Source organism: Rhodoblastus sp., from assembly GCF_052145335.1.
GTDB lineage: Bacteria > Pseudomonadota > Alphaproteobacteria > Rhizobiales > Beijerinckiaceae > Rhodoblastus.
Genome location: NZ_JBKQOU010000239.1, coordinates 1 through 16,234 on the forward strand (window position 1 = coordinate 1; position 16,234 = coordinate 16,234).

Sequence of the window (16,234 nt, forward strand, 5' to 3'; positions counted from 1 at the left end):
CCGCCCGTCTCGGCCAGAATCTTGGTGATCGCCGCCGTCAGCGACGTCTTGCCATGGTCAACGTGACCGATCGTGCCGATGTTGCAGTGCGGCTTCGTGCGTGAAAACTTTTCCTTGGCCATGGCCCTCGTTCCGGATGCAGGCAGAAATCCAACGAGGGCGCTCATTAAGGGGCTTTCAACACAACATCAAGAGAGATTTCACTTTCGCCCGCCGAGGCGGGCCACGTCCCGACGGGCGAGACACGCGACACCGGCGTGAATTCGTCAACAAATACTTGATTTAAAGTCGCTTTCTTCAAAAATGGCGATCCGGCGCCGCTTCCGCTCGGCGCGCGACAAATCGCGCATCCAAGTCAAATCGCTTTACCTCGCCGGACCGAGGCTTCATGCTGTCGCCATCTCGCGCTGCTAACCTTTGCGGTCTTTACGCGGTCCTTATCAGCCTGGGCCGCCTTCCCCATCGAAACTTGACGCCTCAGGCGCCACATTCCCGGCGCAACATGAATTTGAAAGGAGGAAGCCATGACCGACCTTGGCTTCATTGTTCTCGGCCTGTTTCTGCTCGGCGCCCTGGCGCTTTACGCCAAAGCCCTGACGCGGGCCTGAGGGAGATCTCGATGTTCGAACCTCTTCTCGGCCTCGCCGTGGCGATCGGCCTGGGCGTCTATCTGATCTTCGCTTTGCTCAACCCCGAGCGCTTTTAGTTCCCTTCTGGGGGAGAAAAACCATGACTTTGACCGGCTGGCTGCAAATCGGCCTGATCCTTGGCCTTGCCGCGCTGACCGCCCGGCCGCTGGGCTATTACATGGCGCGCGTCTTTGCCGGCGAGCGCACCTTCCTCTCGCCGATCCTGGCGCCCGTCGAACGCGGCTTTTACGCTCTGGCCGGGGTCGCGCCGGAGCGCGAACAGGGCTGGCTGTCCTACACGCTCGCCATGCTGGCCTTTTCCGCCGCCGGCTTCGTTTCGCTCTATGCCATCCTGCGGCTGCAGGCCTATCTGCCGCTGAACCCGCAGGGCTTCGACAATGTCCCTCCCGACCTCGCCTTCAATACCGCCGTCAGCTTCCTGACCAACACCAATTGGCAGGCCTATGGCGGCGAGACGACGATGAGCCATTTCTCGCAAATGGCCGGCCTCGCGGTGCATAATTTCCTGTCGGGCGCCACCGGCATCGCCCTGGCCCTGGCGGTGACCCGCGCCTTCTCCCGCGCCAGCGCCACGACCCTGGGCAATTTCTGGGTCGACCTGACCCGCTCCACCCTCTATGTGCTGCTGCCGATCGCTCTGGTGGTGGCCTTGGGCTTCCTCCTCTGCGGCGTGCCGCAGACTCTCGCCGGTTCGGTGGACGCCACGACGCTCGAAGGCGCCAAGCAGACCATAGCGCTTGGCCCGATGGCGGGCCAGGAGGCGATCAAGCAACTCGGCACCAATGGCGGCGGCTTTTTCAACGCCAATGCCGCCCATCCGTTTGAAAACCCCAATGCTTTCGCCAATTTCCTGCAGATCTGGTCGATGCTGGCCATTTCCGCCGCCCTGCTCGTCACTTTCGGGGTCATGGTCGGCGCCGAGCGGCAGGGCTGGGCCTTTGTCCAGGCGGTCGGCATATTGCTGGTCGTCGGCGCGGGCGTGGTCTACTGGGCGGAAGCCTCGGGAAATCCGCTGCTGACGGCGCTCGGTCTCGATCCAGCGGCGGGCAATATGGAAGGCAAGGAGGTCCGCTTCGGCGCCGCCATGTCCTCCGTCTATGCGGCGGTGACCACCGGCGAATCCTGCGGCGCGGTCAACGCCATGCACGATTCGCTCACTCCCATCGGCGGCCTTGTTCCGATCTTCCTGATCCAGCTCGGCGAGGTCCTTCCCGGCGGCGTCGGCTCGGGACTCTATGGATTGATCGTCTTCGCCATTCTTTCGGTGTTCATCGCCGGCCTGATGGTCGGGCGCACGCCGGAGTTTTTGGGCAAGAAGATCGAATCGCGCGAGATCAAGCTGGCCATGCTGGCGGTGCTGATCCTGCCGCTGGCGATCCTCGGGTTTTCCTCGGTCGCCGTCGTGCTGCCCGTCGCCCTGGCCAGTCTGGCCAACAACGGCCCGCACGGCCTGTCGGAGATTCTCTACGCCTATACGTCCTCGACCGGAAACAATGGCTCGGCTTTCGCCGGCCTGTCCGCCAATACGCCATGGTATAATGTCACCACGGCCATCGCCATGATGATGGGGCGTTTCGGCTATGTGGTGCCGGTGATGGCCATCGCCGGCGCCCTTGCCGCGAAAAAGAAGCACCCTGGCTCGGCGGGCGCTTTCCCGACCGACGGCGGCCTGTTCGTCGGCCTGCTGATCGGCGTGATTCTCATCGTCGGCGGCCTGCAATATTTCCCTGCCCTCGCCCTCGGTCCCATCGTCGAGCACGTCCTGATGCTCGCCGGCAAGACGTTCTGAGGAGTTTATGATGTCCACGAAATCCGTCGCGAAGCACCAGCTCTCCTTGTTCGATCCGGCGATCATCCGCGCCGCCGCGCTCGACTCCGTGAAAAAACTGGCGCCGCATCATCTCGCCGGCAATCCGGTTATTTTCGTCACCGAGGTCGTCGCTGCGCTGGTGACTTTCCTGTGGGCGCGCACGCTCGTACAGGGCGGCGGAGACCCTTGGTTTTCCGGCCAGATCGCTTTGTGGCTGTGGTTCACCGTGCTGTTCGCCACTTTCGCGGAAGCGGTGGCGGAAGGACGCGGCAAGGCGCAGGCGGCGACCTTGCGCGCCACCCGTTCCGACACCATCGCCAAGCGCCTGATCGACCCGGAAGGCGTGGCGCATCTCGCGGCGGTGGTCCAGACGGTTGCCGCGCTCGACCTGCGCGTCGGCGACGTGGTGCTGGTCGAGGCCGGCGACATCATCCCCTCCGACGGCGACATCATCGAGGGCGTCGCCTCGGTCAATGAAAGCGCCATCACCGGCGAATCGGCGCCGGTCATCCGCGAGGCCGGCGGCGACCGCTGCGCCGTGACCGGCGGCACCACCGTGCTTTCCGACTGGATCAAGGTGCGCATCACCGCCCAGCCCGGCAACACCTTCATCGACCGGATGATCGCCCTGGTCGAGGGCGCCGAGCGGCAGAAGACGCCGAACGAACTGGCCCTTTCGGTGCTGCTCGCCGGCCTGACCCTGATCTTCCTCATCGCGGTGGTGACGCTGTGGGGCCTCGCCGCCTATTCGGGCGCGACGGTGAGCGTGGTGGTGCTGGTGGCGCTGCTGGTGACGCTGATCCCCACCACCATAGGCGGCCTGTTGTCGGCGATCGGCATAGCCGGGATGGACCGGCTGGTGCGCTTCAACGTGCTGGCGACCTCGGGGCGCGCCGTCGAGGCGGCGGGCGACGTCGACACGCTCCTGCTCGACAAGACCGGCACCATTACTTTCGGCAACCGCATGGCCAGCGAATTCATTCCCCTGCCGGGCGTTTCCGCGACCATGCTGGCGGAAGCGGCGCTTGCCGCCAGTCTCGGCGACGACACACCGGAAGGCCGCTCCATCGTGGCGCTGGCGAAGTCCGACTATGGCGCGGAAGAGCCCGATTTCGGCGGCGTGAAGCCGACCATCGTGCCCTTCGCCGCCCAGACCCGGCTTTCCGGCGTCGATATCGGCGAGCGCTCGATCCGCAAGGGCGCTGTCGAGGCCTTGTTCCGTTTCATCCATCTCCCGTCGGAACAGCAGCCGCCGGAATTTCGCGCCGGCGTCGAGCGCATCGGCAACAGCGGCGGCACGCCGCTGGCGGTGGCCGACAATGGCGTGCTGCTTGGCCTGATCCACCTCAAGGACGTGGTCAAGCCCGGCATTCGCGAGCGTTTCGCCGCCTTGCGCGCCATGGGCATCAAGACGGTGATGATCACCGGCGACAATCCGCTGACCGCCGCCTCCATCGCCACCGAAGCGGGCGTCGACGATTTTCTCGCCGAAGCCACGCCCGAAGACAAGCTGAAGCTGATCCGAAAGGAGCAGACTGGCGGGCGTCTCGTCGCCATGTGCGGCGACGGCACCAATGACGCGCCGGCCCTCGCCCAGGCCGACGTCGGCGTCGCCATGCAGACCGGCACCCAGGCGGCGCGCGAGGCCGGCAACATGGTCGATCTCGACAGCGACCCGACCAAGCTGATCGAAGTGGTCGAAATCGGCAAGCAGCTTCTGATGACGCGCGGCTCGCTGACGACCTTTTCCATCGCCAACGACGTGGCGAAATATTTCGCCATCCTGCCGGCCTTGTTCGTCGCCACCTATCCCGAGTTGCAGGCGCTCAACGTCATGCACCTCAACTCGCCGCAATCGGCGATTCTGTCGGCGGTGATCTTCAACGCCATCATCATCGTTCTGCTGATCCCGCTGGCGCTGAAGGGCGTGGCCTATCGCGCCGTCGGCGCGGCGGCCTTGTTGCGGCGAAACCTGCTGATCTACGGCCTCGGGGGGTTGATCGCGCCGTTCATCGGCATCAAGGCGATCGACATGATCGTCGCCGCGCTTCATCTGGCTTGAGGAGGACTTCATGCAATATCTCCGTCCCGCGGTCGTCCTGCTCCTGCTGTTCACCGCTTTGACCGGCATCGCCTATCCGCTCGCCTTGACCGGCGTCGCCTCCCTGCTCTTCCCCACCCAGGCAGGCGGCGAATTGGTGTATCGCGACGGCAAGGTGGTCGGCTCGGCGCTGATCGGCCAGAATTTCACCGAGCCGCGCTATTTCCATCCTCGCCCCTCGGCGACCGTGGCGCCCGACCCCAACGATTCCAGCAAGAATGTCGATGCGCCCTATAACGCTTCCAATTCGGGCGGCTCCAACCTCGGCCCGACCAGCAAGGCGCTGATCGAGCGCGTAAAAGCCGGCGTCGAGGAAAAGCGCAAGGACGGCTGGGAGGGCGCCCTGCCCGCCGACGCCCTGACCACTTCCGCATCCGGCCTCGACCCGCATATTTCGCCGGAAAACGCTTTGCTCCAGGCGCCGCGCGTGGCCAAGGCGCGCGGCCTCGACGAGGGCAATGTGCGCGACCTGGTGCTGAGCCATGTCGACAAGCCGTGGTTCGGCTTTCTCGGCGAGCGCCGCGTCAATGTTCTCTTGCTGAATATGGCGCTCGACGCGTTAAGATAGGGAATGGCCACCGATCGCGAACTCGACCGCCGCCCAGACCCCGACGCGTTGCTGGCTCTCGCCGGGCGCGAGGGACGTGGCCGGCTGAAGGTCTTTCTCGGCGCCGCCCCCGGTGTCGGCAAGACCTTCGCCATGCTTCTGGGCGCGAAGCGGGTCAAGGCCGAGGGAATCGACGTCGTCATCGGCCTGGTGGAGACGCACGGCCGCGCGGAAACCGCCGCCCTGCTCGAAGGCCTGGAACAGATTCCGCGCAAAAAGATCGACTATCGCGGACGGGATCTGGAGGAATTCGACATTGACGCGGCGCTGAAGCGCAAGCCCGCCCTGATCGTCGTCGATGAACTGGCTCACACCAATGCGCCGGAAAGCCGCCATCCCAAACGCTGGCAGGATGTCGAAGAACTGCTCGACGCCGGCCTCGACGTGTGGACCGCGCTCAATATCCAGCATGTCGAAAGCTTGGCCGAGGTGGTCAGCCGCGTCACCGGGGTGCTGGTGCGCGAGACCGTGCCGGACCGCATATTGAAGCGCGCCGACGATATCGTGCTGGTCGACATCACCCCCGACGAGTTGATCCAGCGCCTCAACGAAGGCAAGGTCTACGTCCCGCAGACCGCCAAGCGCGCGGTGCAGAACTTCTTCACCCCGCGCAATCTCACCGCTCTGCGCGAGCTGGCGCTGCGGCGCACCGCCGACCGCGTCGACGACCAGATGACCGATTACCTCCGCCAGAGCGCCATCGAGGGGCCGTGGGACACTTCCGACCATCTGCTCGTCTGTTTCGACTGCGACGGCCAGGCGGAACGGGTGGTCGCCGCCGGCGGGCGGCTGGCCACGCGGCTCAACGCCTCCTGGATCGCGGCGCATGTCGAAACCCCGCAAGGCGATGACGACGACGCCGAAAACGTCAAAATGGTCGACGACGCTTTCCGTCTGGCGGAAAGGCTGGGGGCCGAGACGGTGCGGCTGTCCGGCGCCGATCCGGTCGATGAGTTATTGCGCTACGCCCGGCGCGAAAACGTCACCCAGATCATTTTCGCCCGGCCGCGCCGGCATTTTTTCGGCGCGCTGTTTCACAAGAGTTTCGCCAACGCCCTGCTGAAGCGAGCTACGGACATTCCGATCCAGTTGCTCGACGCGCCGGACGACGGCGCGGCATTCGGACAGCGCCTGAACTGGCGCCGCCTGCTGCGGCCACAATGGGTTGGCCTGGTGGTGGCGGTTTTCGCGGTCGCGATCGCCACCGGAATAGGCGAGGTCCTGAGCCTGTGGCTGCACCTGCCCAATCTGTCCATGGTCTATCTGCTGGCGGTGCTGACCTGCGCCGCGCGTTTCGGCCTGCAATCGGCGATCGCCGCCTCCTTTCTCTCCTTTGTCGCCTATAATTTCTTCTTCATCCCCCCGCTCTACACGTTTACGGTCGCCGAGCCGCAGGAACTGCTGTCGCTCATGGTCTTTCTCGTCGTCGCCGTGCTGACCGGCTCGCTCGCCGCCCGGGTCCACGACCAGACGGAGGCGGTGCGCGAGCGCGCCTACGCCACCGAACTGCTCTATGATTTCTCGCGCAAAATTTCCGGCGCGGCCAAGCTCGACGACGCGCTCTGGGCGGCCGCGGCGCAATTGCAGAAGGCGCAGGGCGGCCATGTCGTGCTGCTGCTGCCCGAGGAAGGCGAATTGCGCCTCGCCGCCGCCTGGCCGCCGATGGACGATCTTTCGGCCGGCGAAATGAGCGCGGCGCGCTGGGCCTTTTCCAAGCGCGAACCCGCCGGCTGGCGCACCGACACCCTGCCCAACCTGGCCTTCCAGTTCCGGCCGCTGACCACCCCGCGCGGCGTCGTCGGGGTCTGCGGCTTCCAGCCCAAATCGCCGCAGGAGCCGATCTCCTCCGAGGACGAGCGCGCCTTGACCGCGATGATCGAGCAGACGGCCATCGCCATCGACCGTTCGCTGCTGGTCGGCGTGGCGGTGCGCACCGCGGCGCTGGAGGAGAACGAAAAGCTGCGCACCACGCTTTTGTCGTCGCTGTCGCACGACCTGCGCACGCCCTTGTCGTCGATCACCGGCGCCGTCACCACCTTGCGCCAGCTTGGCGACCAGATGACCGCCGCCGACCGTCAGGATCTGCTCGCCTCCATCGAGGAAGAGGCGGCGCGGCTGTCGCGTTTCGTCGCCAACCTGCTCGACATGTCGCGGCTGGAGTCCGGCGCCGTGAAAGTGCGGCGCGACCTGCTCGATCCCGCCGAAATCATCCGCACGGCGGTGGAGCGCTGCAAGAAAGTGTTCCCGGACATGCGGATCGAGACCAGCCTGGCGAAAAACCTGCCGTTCATTCGCGGCGACGCCGGATTGCTCGAACAGGTCTTGTTCAACCTGCTCGACAACGCCCATAAATATGGCGGCGACACCGGCGCGGTAGTTCATGCGCGCCAGGACGGGCAGGATGTCATGATTTCCGTCACCGACGAAGGCCCGGGCATCAAACCGGCCGATCTGGAAAAGATTTTCGAGAAGTTCTATCGCGGCGGCCGTGTGGACGGACGCAAGGCCGGCACCGGCCTCGGCTTGTCCATTTGCAAGGGCCTGGTCGAGGCGATGGGCGGACGAATCGAAGCGCAGAGCCCGGCGGCCCGCCGGCGCGGCGCGCGCCTGCTGGTGCGCATTCCCGCAGCAGCGGTGGAAAAGGAAACAACAACATGAAAACCCGCGTGCTGATCGTCGACGACGAGGCGCCGATCCAGCGCTTCCTGCGCCCCGCGCTGCTAGCCTCCGGTTATGAGGTCCTGAGCGCCGAAACGGGCGCCGAGGCCTTGCGGCTGATCGCCACCGCCGCGCCCGACGTCATCGTGCTCGACCTCGGATTGCCGGACATGGACGGCAAGGACGTTTTGCGCGAGGCGCGGCAGTTCTGCCACAGCCCGGTGATCGTGCTTTCCGCGCGCGACCGCGAGGCCGAAAAGATCGCCGCGCTCGACCTCGGGGCCGACGATTATGTCGAAAAGCCTTTCGCCATCGGCGAGTTTCTCGCCCGCCTGCGCACCGCCTTGCGTCACGCCGCGCCCGACCGCGCGGCGCCGCCGCGTTTCGAGGCCGATGGACTGCTGGTCGATCTGGAGCGCCGGCGGGTCGTCAAGGACGGCCAGACGCTCAAACTCACGCCGAAGGAATTCGACCTGCTGGCGGTTCTGGTGCGACATGCCGGCCGCGTCGTCACCCATCGCCAGATTCTCGCCGCCGTCTGGGGCCCCGCCCATGCGGACGACACCCAATATCTGCGCGTTTTTGTCGGTCAGTTGCGCGGAAAGATCGAAACCAATCCGGAAACGCCGCGCCTGATCCTGACGGAGCCCGGCATCGGCTATCGCCTGTGGAGCCCGGAAGAGGACGCGTGAAGCCAGCTCGAAATACAAGCCAGACCATCGTTGATTACATGACGCCTTGAAAGTTTCGGATTAACGCACGAATATCGGCGCCCATTCGTTGCGGCTCTTCGGCTATCGAACATTGGCGCCGGGCAGGGATATTTCTGGCGCATATTGACCGGGATCAATACAGGAACAGCTTTGCCGTTCTATTCCTGAGTCCGCCCGCCGCTACAACGCTTGAGGCTGCAAATGACGTCTCTCGAATCGTCCCTGGATCCCATCATCGCCAGATATCGCGGCGATCCGACCGCGCTTTTGCAGATTTTGCGCGACGCCCAGGAGGAGCTCGACTGGATTTCGCCCGCGACGGAGATCCTTGTCGCAGAGGCGCTGAAAATCCCGCTGGCGCGGGTGAGGAGCGTCACTCAGTTCTACGCGCATCTCTTCAGCGAGAATCGCGGCAAATACCGCATCCTGTTTTCCGACAATATCACCGACCGCATGGCCGGATCGCTCGCCCTGATGGAGCATATGCTCAAGAGGCTCAAGCTGGAGCGCGGCAAGACTTCCGCCGACGGTCTGGTCAGCGTCGACTTCACCTCCTGCACCGGCATGAGCGACCAGGGCCCGGCGCTGCTGGTCAACAATCTGCCGATCACCCGAATGACGCCGCGACGCGTCGACGAAATTTGCGATCTGATCCGCGTCGAAGCGCCGCTGGCCGAATGGCCGGAGAGCTATTTCCAGGTCGAGAACAACATCCGGCGCGCCGACATGCTGCTCGGCTCCGCCTACAAGCCGGGCGAGGCTTTGCACGCCGCGATCACGCTTGGGCCGCTCGGGATGATCGCCGAGATGAAAAAATCCAATCTGCGCGGTCGCGGCGGCGCCGGCTTCACCACCGCGATCAAGTGGGAGACCTGCCGCGGCGCGCCCGGCGAAAAGCGCTTCGTCATCTGCAATGCCGACGAGGGCGAACCCGGCACGTTCAAGGACCGCGTATTGCTGCAAAGCTTCGCAAGCCAGGTGTTCGAGGGCATGACCATCGCCGCGCTCGTCACCGGCGCGCGCCAGGGCTTTCTCTATTTGCGCGGCGAATATTCCTATCTGCGGGCGCCGCTGGAGGCGACGCTCGCGGAGATGCGACGCGAAAATCTGCTTGGGCCGAAGATCGGCGGCGTGGAAGATTTCGATTTCGACATCACGATCCATCTCGGCGCCGGCGCCTATGTCTGCGGCGAGGAGACGGCGCTGATCGAATCGCTGGAAGGCAAACCGGGGCGCCCGCGCATTCGCCCGCCCTTCCCTGCCACGAGCGGCTATCTCGGCTTCCCCACGGTGGTCAATAACGTCGAAACCCTGTGCAAGGCCACTGAAATCGCGCTGGTCGGCGGCGCGGCCTATGCCGGCCAGGGCACCAAACAATCGACCGGCACGAAGATCCTTTCGGTGTCTGGCGATTGCGAACGCCCAGGCGTGTACGAATATCCCTTCGGCATACGCATCGCGCAGGTGCTGGAGGATTGCGGCGCGCGCGAGCCGGGCGCCGTGCAAATTGGCGGCGCCGCGGGAAACTGCCTGACGCCGGCGGAATTCGGCCGCCGCATCTCCTTCGAAGACCAGCCCACCGCCGGTGCGATGATGGTCTTCGGCAGCCATCGCGACCCTGTCGAGACGGCGCGCAACTTTGCGCATTTCTTCGAGCATGAATCGTGCGGCTTCTGTACGCCCTGCCGCGTCGGAACCGCTCTGGTCGCCGGAATGATCGACAAGATCGCCGCCGGCCAAGGCGCTCTTTACGAGCTCATGGACCTGCAGCGTCTGCACAACATCTTGCGCGTGTCCAGCCATTGCGGCCTCGGCCAGACAGCGATGCTCGGGCTGCACGACATGATGCAGAAGTTCAAGCCGGCCTTCGAAAGGCGCTTGATCGCCAAGGATTTCGAACCCGGCTTCGATCTCGACGCCGCATTGGCCAGAGCCCGCGAGCTCGTCGGGCGCGACGACGCCGCCGCGCATTTTGGAGCCGAGATATGACCGAGATCGCCAACATCTTCATCCTCGATGGCGAAAGGATCGCCTTCGATCCCGGCCAGACCATACTGACGGCGGCCCTGGCGGCCGGCGTCTACATTCCGCATCTCTGCGCCCATCCGGATTTCGCGCCGCACGGCTCGTGCAAGCTCTGCACGGTGACGGTCAACGGCCGCAACGGCTCGGCCTGCACGCTAAGAGCCTTGCCAGGCCAGGAGGTGCGCAGCAATGCGCCGGAACTCAATGAAATCCGTCGCGTGCTGCTGCAGATGCTGTTCGTCGAGGGCAACCATTTCTGCCCCGGCTGCGAAAAGAGCGGCTCCTGCAAATTGCAGGCGCTGGCCTACGACGTTGAAATGCTTAGTCCACATTTCGTGCAATTCTTTCCTCACCGCAACGTCGACGCATCGCATCCGGAGTTCTTCCTCGACTTCAACCGCTGCATCATGTGCGAGCTTTGCGTGCGCGCCAGCCGCGACGTCGATGGCAAGAACGTCTTCGCTCTGGCTGGACGCGGGCGCGACGCGCATATTATCGCGAACGCGCCGAGCGGAAAGCTCGGCGACACGGATTTCGCCGTGACCGACAAGGCGGCGCAGGTGTGCCCGGTCGGGGCCATCTTGCGCAAGGAAATCGGCTTCGTTACGCCCATCGGCGAGCGGCTCTACGACCGGGCGCCGATCAGTGAGGTCGATCTCGCCGTGGAGGTGAAGTGAGATGGACGCTCCCGTCGCTCAAAAAAAACTGAAGGTCGCCACGGCGACGCTCGGCGGCTGTTTCGGCTGCCACATGTCGCTGCTCGACATCGACGAACGCCTGCTGACGCTCGTGGAAGCGATAGAATTCGACCGTTCGCCGATCACCGACATCAAGCATTGCGGCCCTTGCGACATCGGCCTGATCGAAGGCGCGCTTTGCAATGCCGAGAACGTCCATGTGCTCCGCGAATTTCGCAGCCATTGCAAATTCCTGGTCGCGGTCGGCGCCTGCGCCATCAACGGCGGCCTGCCGGCGCAGCGCAATCGTTTCGACGTCGGCGACATCCTGCAAAAAGTATACAGCGACACGCCCGACGGCCGGGCGCGCGTCCCGAACGACCCCGAACTGCCGCTGCTGCTGGACAAGGTCTATCCGATCCACGACGTCGTGCGCGTCGACTATTTCATTCCCGGCTGCCCGCCGTCGGCCGACGCCCTGTGGAAATTCCTGACCGACCTGATCGGCGGGCGCACGCCGCGTCTCGACTTTCCACAATTTCATTTCGACTGAAGGCATCCGCCATGTTCGCCCTCGAAACCGCCGCAAGCCCGGAAAAACTGCGCCGCATCGCCATCGATCCGCTGACCCGTGTCGAGGGTCACGGCAAGGTGACGCTCCTGCTCGACGCCGAAAACAGGGTCCATCAGGTCCGCCTGCACATCGTCGAGTTCCGCGGCTTCGAGGCGTTCATCGAAGGCCGACCATATTGGGAGGTTCCGGTGACGGTGCAGCGCCTGTGCGGCATCTGCCCGGTCAGCCACCATCTCGCCGCCGTCAAGGCGATGGACGGCATCGCCGGCTATGGCAAGCTGACGCCGACCGCCGAAAAACTGCGCCGACTGATGCATCACGGCCAGATCCTGCAATCGCACGCCGTGCATTTCTTCCACCTCGCCTCCCCGGACCTGCTGCTCGGCTTCGACAGCGAACCGACCCGGCGGAACATCGTCGGCGTGGTGGCGGCTTATCCCGACATCGCCGTGCAAGGCGTGATGATGCGCAAATATGGGCAGGAGGTGATCCGCCACACCGCCGGCAAGCGCATTCACGGCACGGGCGCGATTCCCGGCGGCGTCAACAAGGCGCTGACCAAGGCGGAACGCGACGAACTGCGCGCCGGAATCGACAATATGATCGTCTGGGCCCGCGACGCTGTGCGCCTGGTCGAAAAGCTGCACCTCACCCATCCCGCCTTCTACAACACATTCGGCGAATTCCGCTCCAACATGATGGGTCTCGTGGACTCGCGAGGCGCGATGGATCTTTATCACGGGGGCCTGCGCGCCCATGACGCCGACGGCGGGGCCATCTTCGATCATGTCGATTACACGACCTATCGGGATGTCCTGCAGGAAGAGGTAAAACCCTGGACCTATATGAAATTCCCGCACATCAAGGCGCTGGGTCCGGAAACCGGATGGTACAAGGTTGGTCCGTTGGCGCGCGTCCAGGTTTGTGACTTCATCCCGTCCGAACTCGCGGAAATCGAGCGCAAGGCCCTGATGGCGCTTGGCCAGGGCAAGCCCGTGCACGGCGCGTTGCTGTATCACTGGGCGCGGATGATCGAGGCGCTGCATGCGGCGGAGGTCATCCGCGACCTGCTCGACGATCCCGACATTCTCGGAACCGACCTGATGGCCGACAGGGGCGACAGGAAGGAAGAGGGCGTCGGCGTGATCGAAGCGCCGCGCGGAACCCTGTTCCATCACTATTGTGTCGGCGAGGACGATCTCGTCAAATTTTGTCGGCTCATCGTCTCGACCACCAACAACAACCAGGCGATGAACGAGGCGATCCGTTCCGTGGCGTCGCAATACGTCAACGGCCGCGTGATCACCGAGGGCCTGCTGAACCATATCGAGGTCGCCATTCGCGCCTACGATCCCTGCCTGTCCTGCGCCACCCACGCCATCGGCCAGATGCCGCTGCAAGTCGATCTGGTCGACGCGCAGGGCGAGTTGGTCAGCACAGTCCGCAAAGGGTTTTGAAGGGCGGCGTGGCGGAACTCGTCATTGCGAGCGGAGCGAAGCAATCCAGAAGCTGCGGTTCGCGGCAAGGACTGGGTTGCTTCGCTCCGCTTGCAATGACGGCGTCCAAAAAATCGGATACTTCTTGACATGAAACTCGTCGTCTTCGGCTGGGGCAATGTTTCGCGCGGCGACGATGGAATCGGGCCTCTGCTGCTGTCCCGCATCGAACAGGCCGACTGGGAAGAGGCGCTGCTGATCGAGGACTACCAGCTTCAGCTCGAGCACGCGCTCGATCTCGACGGCGCAGAGCTCGCCTTGTTCATCGACGCCGGGACCGGCACGCCCGCTCCCTTCTCGTTCCGCGAGATTTTTTCAAGACAGGGCATGACCCACACCAGCCACGCCTTGGCGCCGGAATCGGTGCTGGCGGTGTTTTATCAGGTCACCGGCAAAACCCCGCCGCCGGCCTTCCTCCTCTGCGTGCGCGGCGAGGATTTCGAACTCGGCGCGGGTCTGAGCCTTGAGGGCGCGGCGCGGTTGGAACAGGCCTGGGAATTCCTGCAAAGGCTGCGGGAGAAGCCAGCGCCCGACTCCTGGCGCGCCAGCCGCCTGCCGAAAAGCTGATCGCCATTACGGGCGACTGGAGCCGCTGGATTTTCGGGCTGGCCGCGTCGGCTTGGGATTTCCACGGGATGCGGCGGCGTGGCGCGGCTGGAACAAACTGCGATGTCCTGCAACGCCTGCGAGAGAAGCTGGAGCCGGAAAGCTGGCGTTCCCTCACTGACAAAGCTGAGACGCCGCGAATTTTGTTTTACGCTTGTCAGCCACCGCGAAACCCCTCTGTCGCCTGATTTTTCGGGCCGACAGAGTGAATCCACAGCTTCGCGGCCCCCCGCCATTCAACATGCGGTTTTTATGTGCGGGGCGCGACTTTCCTATCGAGCCCTTACTCGTTTCGGGAGCACAACACCGCCGCGGTTCACGTGATGAACCGTTTGAAAACTGGTGTTGCAATGGCTCTCGCCCTTCGTACGGAAAAACCTCCGGAACGTTTCCGCAAATCTTCCCCCTCCCGTTTCGTTATTGGACAAGACGAACATGGCCACTGGGTCGCCATGGATTTCCAGGGCCGCGAAGGCGGCTTCTTCGTCAGCCGCGAAGCCGCGCTGAAATATGTCGCCGACGAGACCGGCCGCAGGCGCGGCGCGGCGCTGTTTTCCAGCAAGCCTCTGGCCTTGTGGAAATAGAATTGCCTCCCCTCACGGCCAAAAACCCGGCGGGCGCCGCTGCCGTCCTGCCGCCGCCGGCCCCGATGGGCGAAATCTCTCCCCATATCGCGCAATGGCTCGGCGGCGCCTTCACCGCCTTGGTCACGCCTTTCCAACATGACAGGATCGCGCAAAAAACCTTCGCCGATTTTGTCGACTGGCAGATCGACGACGGCGCGCGCGGTCTGGTCACCGGCGGCGCGCTGGGCGAGGCGGCGACGCTATCGCCGCGCGAGCGCCTAAGACTGGTGGAGATCGCCGTGGAGACGGCGGACGGACGTGTCCCGGTCATTGCCGCGACCGGAACCAATTGCACCGCCGAGACCATCGAACTGACGCGGGCGGCGCATGCCGCCGGCGCTTCGGCGGCCCTCGTCGTCGCGCCTTATTACAGCCGGCCCGGACAGGAAGGCCTGTTCCGCCATTTTTGCGCCGTAGCGCGCGAGGTCGACTTGCCGCTGTTGGTCGAAAACGACCCCGGGCGAACCGCCATCGACGTCACGCCGGACACCATGGCCCGGCTGGCGGCCATCCCCAATATTGTCGGAATGGCCGACTGGACTGACGCTTCACGCCGTCCCGGCTCGCCGGCCCTGCCCGAAAATTTCATCCGCCTGGACTGCGAGGACGATTCCGCCGCTCTGTCTCGCCTGGCCGGCGGACGGGGCGCGCTGTCCGCGGTCGCCAATCTCGCGCCGCGCCTCGCCGCCGAATTGCATCGGGCGGCCGACGCAGCCGATTGGCCCCGCGCCGCCGCCCTGCAGCGGCGGCTGCGACCTCTGTTCGACGCGCTGAGCCGGGAGGAAGGCCCAGGGCCGATCAAATACGCCCTGTCGCTGCTGCGTCCCGGCTTTGCGCCGCACCTGCGCCTGCCGCTGGTCGCCATTCGCCATGAAACCGCCGGCGCCATTGTCGCCGCCCTGACCGAAACGGGTTTGCCGCATCAAGCGACGGAAAAATAACCAATCCGCGTTATTCTTGACGATCCGGAAATTCGGGCCTTCCGCCCGAAGGAGAAGTCATGAGCGCCGCCTATTGGACGATCTCGCTGCAACTTTTCGGCGCGCTCTGCGCCGGCGGCCTGATCGGGCTGGAGCGCAGCCGTCGCGGCCGCATGGCCGGCCTGCGCGAACACGCCCTCGTCAGCCTCGGCACCTGCCAGCTGATGCTGGTCGGCGTCTGGTCCTGGCAGGGCGCGCTGGTCCAGCACCCCTACGACAACACCTCCACCCATATCATCCAGGGGGTGATGAGCGGCATCGGCTTTCTCGGCGCCGGCGGCATTCTCAAGGAAGGCTTTTCGGTGCGTGGCCTCACCACCGCCGCCTCGCTATGGTGCACGGCGACCATCGGGCTGCTGATGGGCCTCGGCTTCATCTTTCCCGCCGTCGCCACCACCGTCTTGACCCTGCTCTCCCTGACCCTTTTGCGCTGGTGCGAAAGGCTGCTGCGCACCGAGCACGAGATGAACCTGCACCTGCGCCAGCACCGCGCCGACGCCATGCACGAACCGGCCATCGTCGCGTTGCTGGCGAGACACGGCTGCAAGGTCTCCTCGCTCTCAGCCCTTGGCGCCGGCGAGGGCCGCTTTCTCGATTACCGGGCGGTGCTCGCCACGCCCGACAAGAACGCCAGCCACGCACTGATCGAGACCCTGGCCAACGAGCCGCGCTTTCTCGAATTCGGCCTTAGCCCGCTAGGCGATTAACTAA

15 protein-coding genes are annotated in these 16,234 nt (G+C 64.6%); 14 read left to right on the plus strand and 1 reads right to left on the minus strand.

What is annotated here, in order from left to right:
• Positions 1-122 (minus strand): GTP-binding protein (locus tag ACLP2E_RS15180; protein ID WP_442465302.1); only part of this gene is annotated, 122 nt, incomplete at its 3' end.
• A gap of 497 nt (positions 123-619) precedes the next feature.
• On the opposite strand from ACLP2E_RS15180, the gene kdpF reads away from it, so the two are divergent.
• The 14 genes from kdpF (at position 620) to ACLP2E_RS15250 (ending at position 16,230) form a co-directional block, all read left to right on the plus strand.
• A complete protein-coding gene (gene kdpF, locus ACLP2E_RS15185; protein WP_442462650.1) occupies positions 620-706 on the plus strand; it encodes a K(+)-transporting ATPase subunit F in 87 nt (28 codons plus the stop codon).
• Between the two features lie 23 nt (positions 707-729).
• The gene (gene kdpA / locus ACLP2E_RS15190; protein ID WP_442462649.1) at positions 730-2,439 is read left to right on the plus strand and encodes a potassium-transporting ATPase subunit KdpA; all 1,710 of its coding nucleotides are present in this window, start codon (positions 730-732) and stop codon (positions 2,437-2,439) included.
• Between the two features lie 10 nt (positions 2,440-2,449).
• Entirely contained in the window at positions 2,450-4,522 is a 2,073-nt protein-coding gene (kdpB, locus tag ACLP2E_RS15195) for a potassium-transporting ATPase subunit KdpB (RefSeq protein ID WP_442463027.1), read from the plus strand.
• 10 nt (positions 4,523-4,532) lie between these two features.
• On the plus strand, positions 4,533-5,129 hold the full coding sequence (gene kdpC, locus ACLP2E_RS15200) for a potassium-transporting ATPase subunit KdpC (RefSeq protein WP_442463026.1): 597 nt from the start codon (positions 4,533-4,535) through the stop codon (positions 5,127-5,129).
• 3 nt (positions 5,130-5,132) lie between these two features.
• Positions 5,133-7,826: a DUF4118 domain-containing protein gene (locus tag ACLP2E_RS15205; protein WP_442466423.1), complete on the plus strand. Its 2,694-nt coding sequence runs from the start codon at positions 5,133-5,135 to the stop codon at positions 7,824-7,826.
• Positions 7,823-8,518 carry a response regulator gene (locus tag ACLP2E_RS15210; RefSeq protein ID WP_442463024.1) on the plus strand — a complete coding sequence of 232 codons (696 nt, stop codon included), beginning with the start codon at positions 7,823-7,825 and terminating at the stop codon, positions 8,516-8,518. Before ACLP2E_RS15205 ends, ACLP2E_RS15210 begins: the two co-directional genes overlap by 4 nt.
• 222 nt (positions 8,519-8,740) lie before the next feature.
• Entirely contained in the window at positions 8,741-10,528 is a 1,788-nt protein-coding gene (locus tag ACLP2E_RS15215; RefSeq protein ID WP_442466424.1) for an NAD(P)H-dependent oxidoreductase subunit E, read from the plus strand.
• Entirely contained in the window at positions 10,525-11,241 is a 717-nt protein-coding gene (locus ACLP2E_RS15220) for a 2Fe-2S iron-sulfur cluster-binding protein (RefSeq protein WP_442463022.1), read from the plus strand. The genes ACLP2E_RS15215 and ACLP2E_RS15220 overlap by 4 nt, the downstream gene beginning before the upstream one ends.
• Before the next feature lies 1 nt (position 11,242).
• A complete protein-coding gene (locus ACLP2E_RS15225) occupies positions 11,243-11,794 on the plus strand; it encodes an NADP oxidoreductase (protein WP_442463021.1) in 552 nt (183 codons plus the stop codon).
• An 11-nt stretch (positions 11,795-11,805) separates the two neighbouring features.
• The gene (locus tag ACLP2E_RS15230; RefSeq protein WP_442463020.1) at positions 11,806-13,272 is read left to right on the plus strand and encodes a Ni/Fe hydrogenase subunit alpha; all 1,467 of its coding nucleotides are present in this window, start codon (positions 11,806-11,808) and stop codon (positions 13,270-13,272) included.
• 129 nt (positions 13,273-13,401) lie between these two features.
• Positions 13,402-13,878 carry a hydrogenase maturation protease gene (locus ACLP2E_RS15235; protein ID WP_442466425.1) on the plus strand — a complete coding sequence of 159 codons (477 nt, stop codon included), beginning with the start codon at positions 13,402-13,404 and terminating at the stop codon, positions 13,876-13,878.
• 389 nt (positions 13,879-14,267) lie between these two features.
• Positions 14,268-14,501, plus strand: a complete 234-nt coding sequence (locus ACLP2E_RS15240) for a hypothetical protein (protein WP_442463018.1) — start codon at positions 14,268-14,270, stop codon at positions 14,499-14,501.
• A 2-nt stretch (positions 14,502-14,503) separates the two neighbouring features.
• Positions 14,504-15,484 carry a 4-hydroxy-tetrahydrodipicolinate synthase gene (dapA, locus tag ACLP2E_RS15245; protein WP_442466426.1) on the plus strand — a complete coding sequence of 327 codons (981 nt, stop codon included), beginning with the start codon at positions 14,504-14,506 and terminating at the stop codon, positions 15,482-15,484.
• A gap of 59 nt (positions 15,485-15,543) precedes the next feature.
• Positions 15,544-16,230, plus strand: a complete 687-nt coding sequence (locus ACLP2E_RS15250; protein ID WP_442466427.1) for an MgtC/SapB family protein — start codon at positions 15,544-15,546, stop codon at positions 16,228-16,230.
• Positions 16,231-16,234 lie beyond the last annotated feature (4 nt).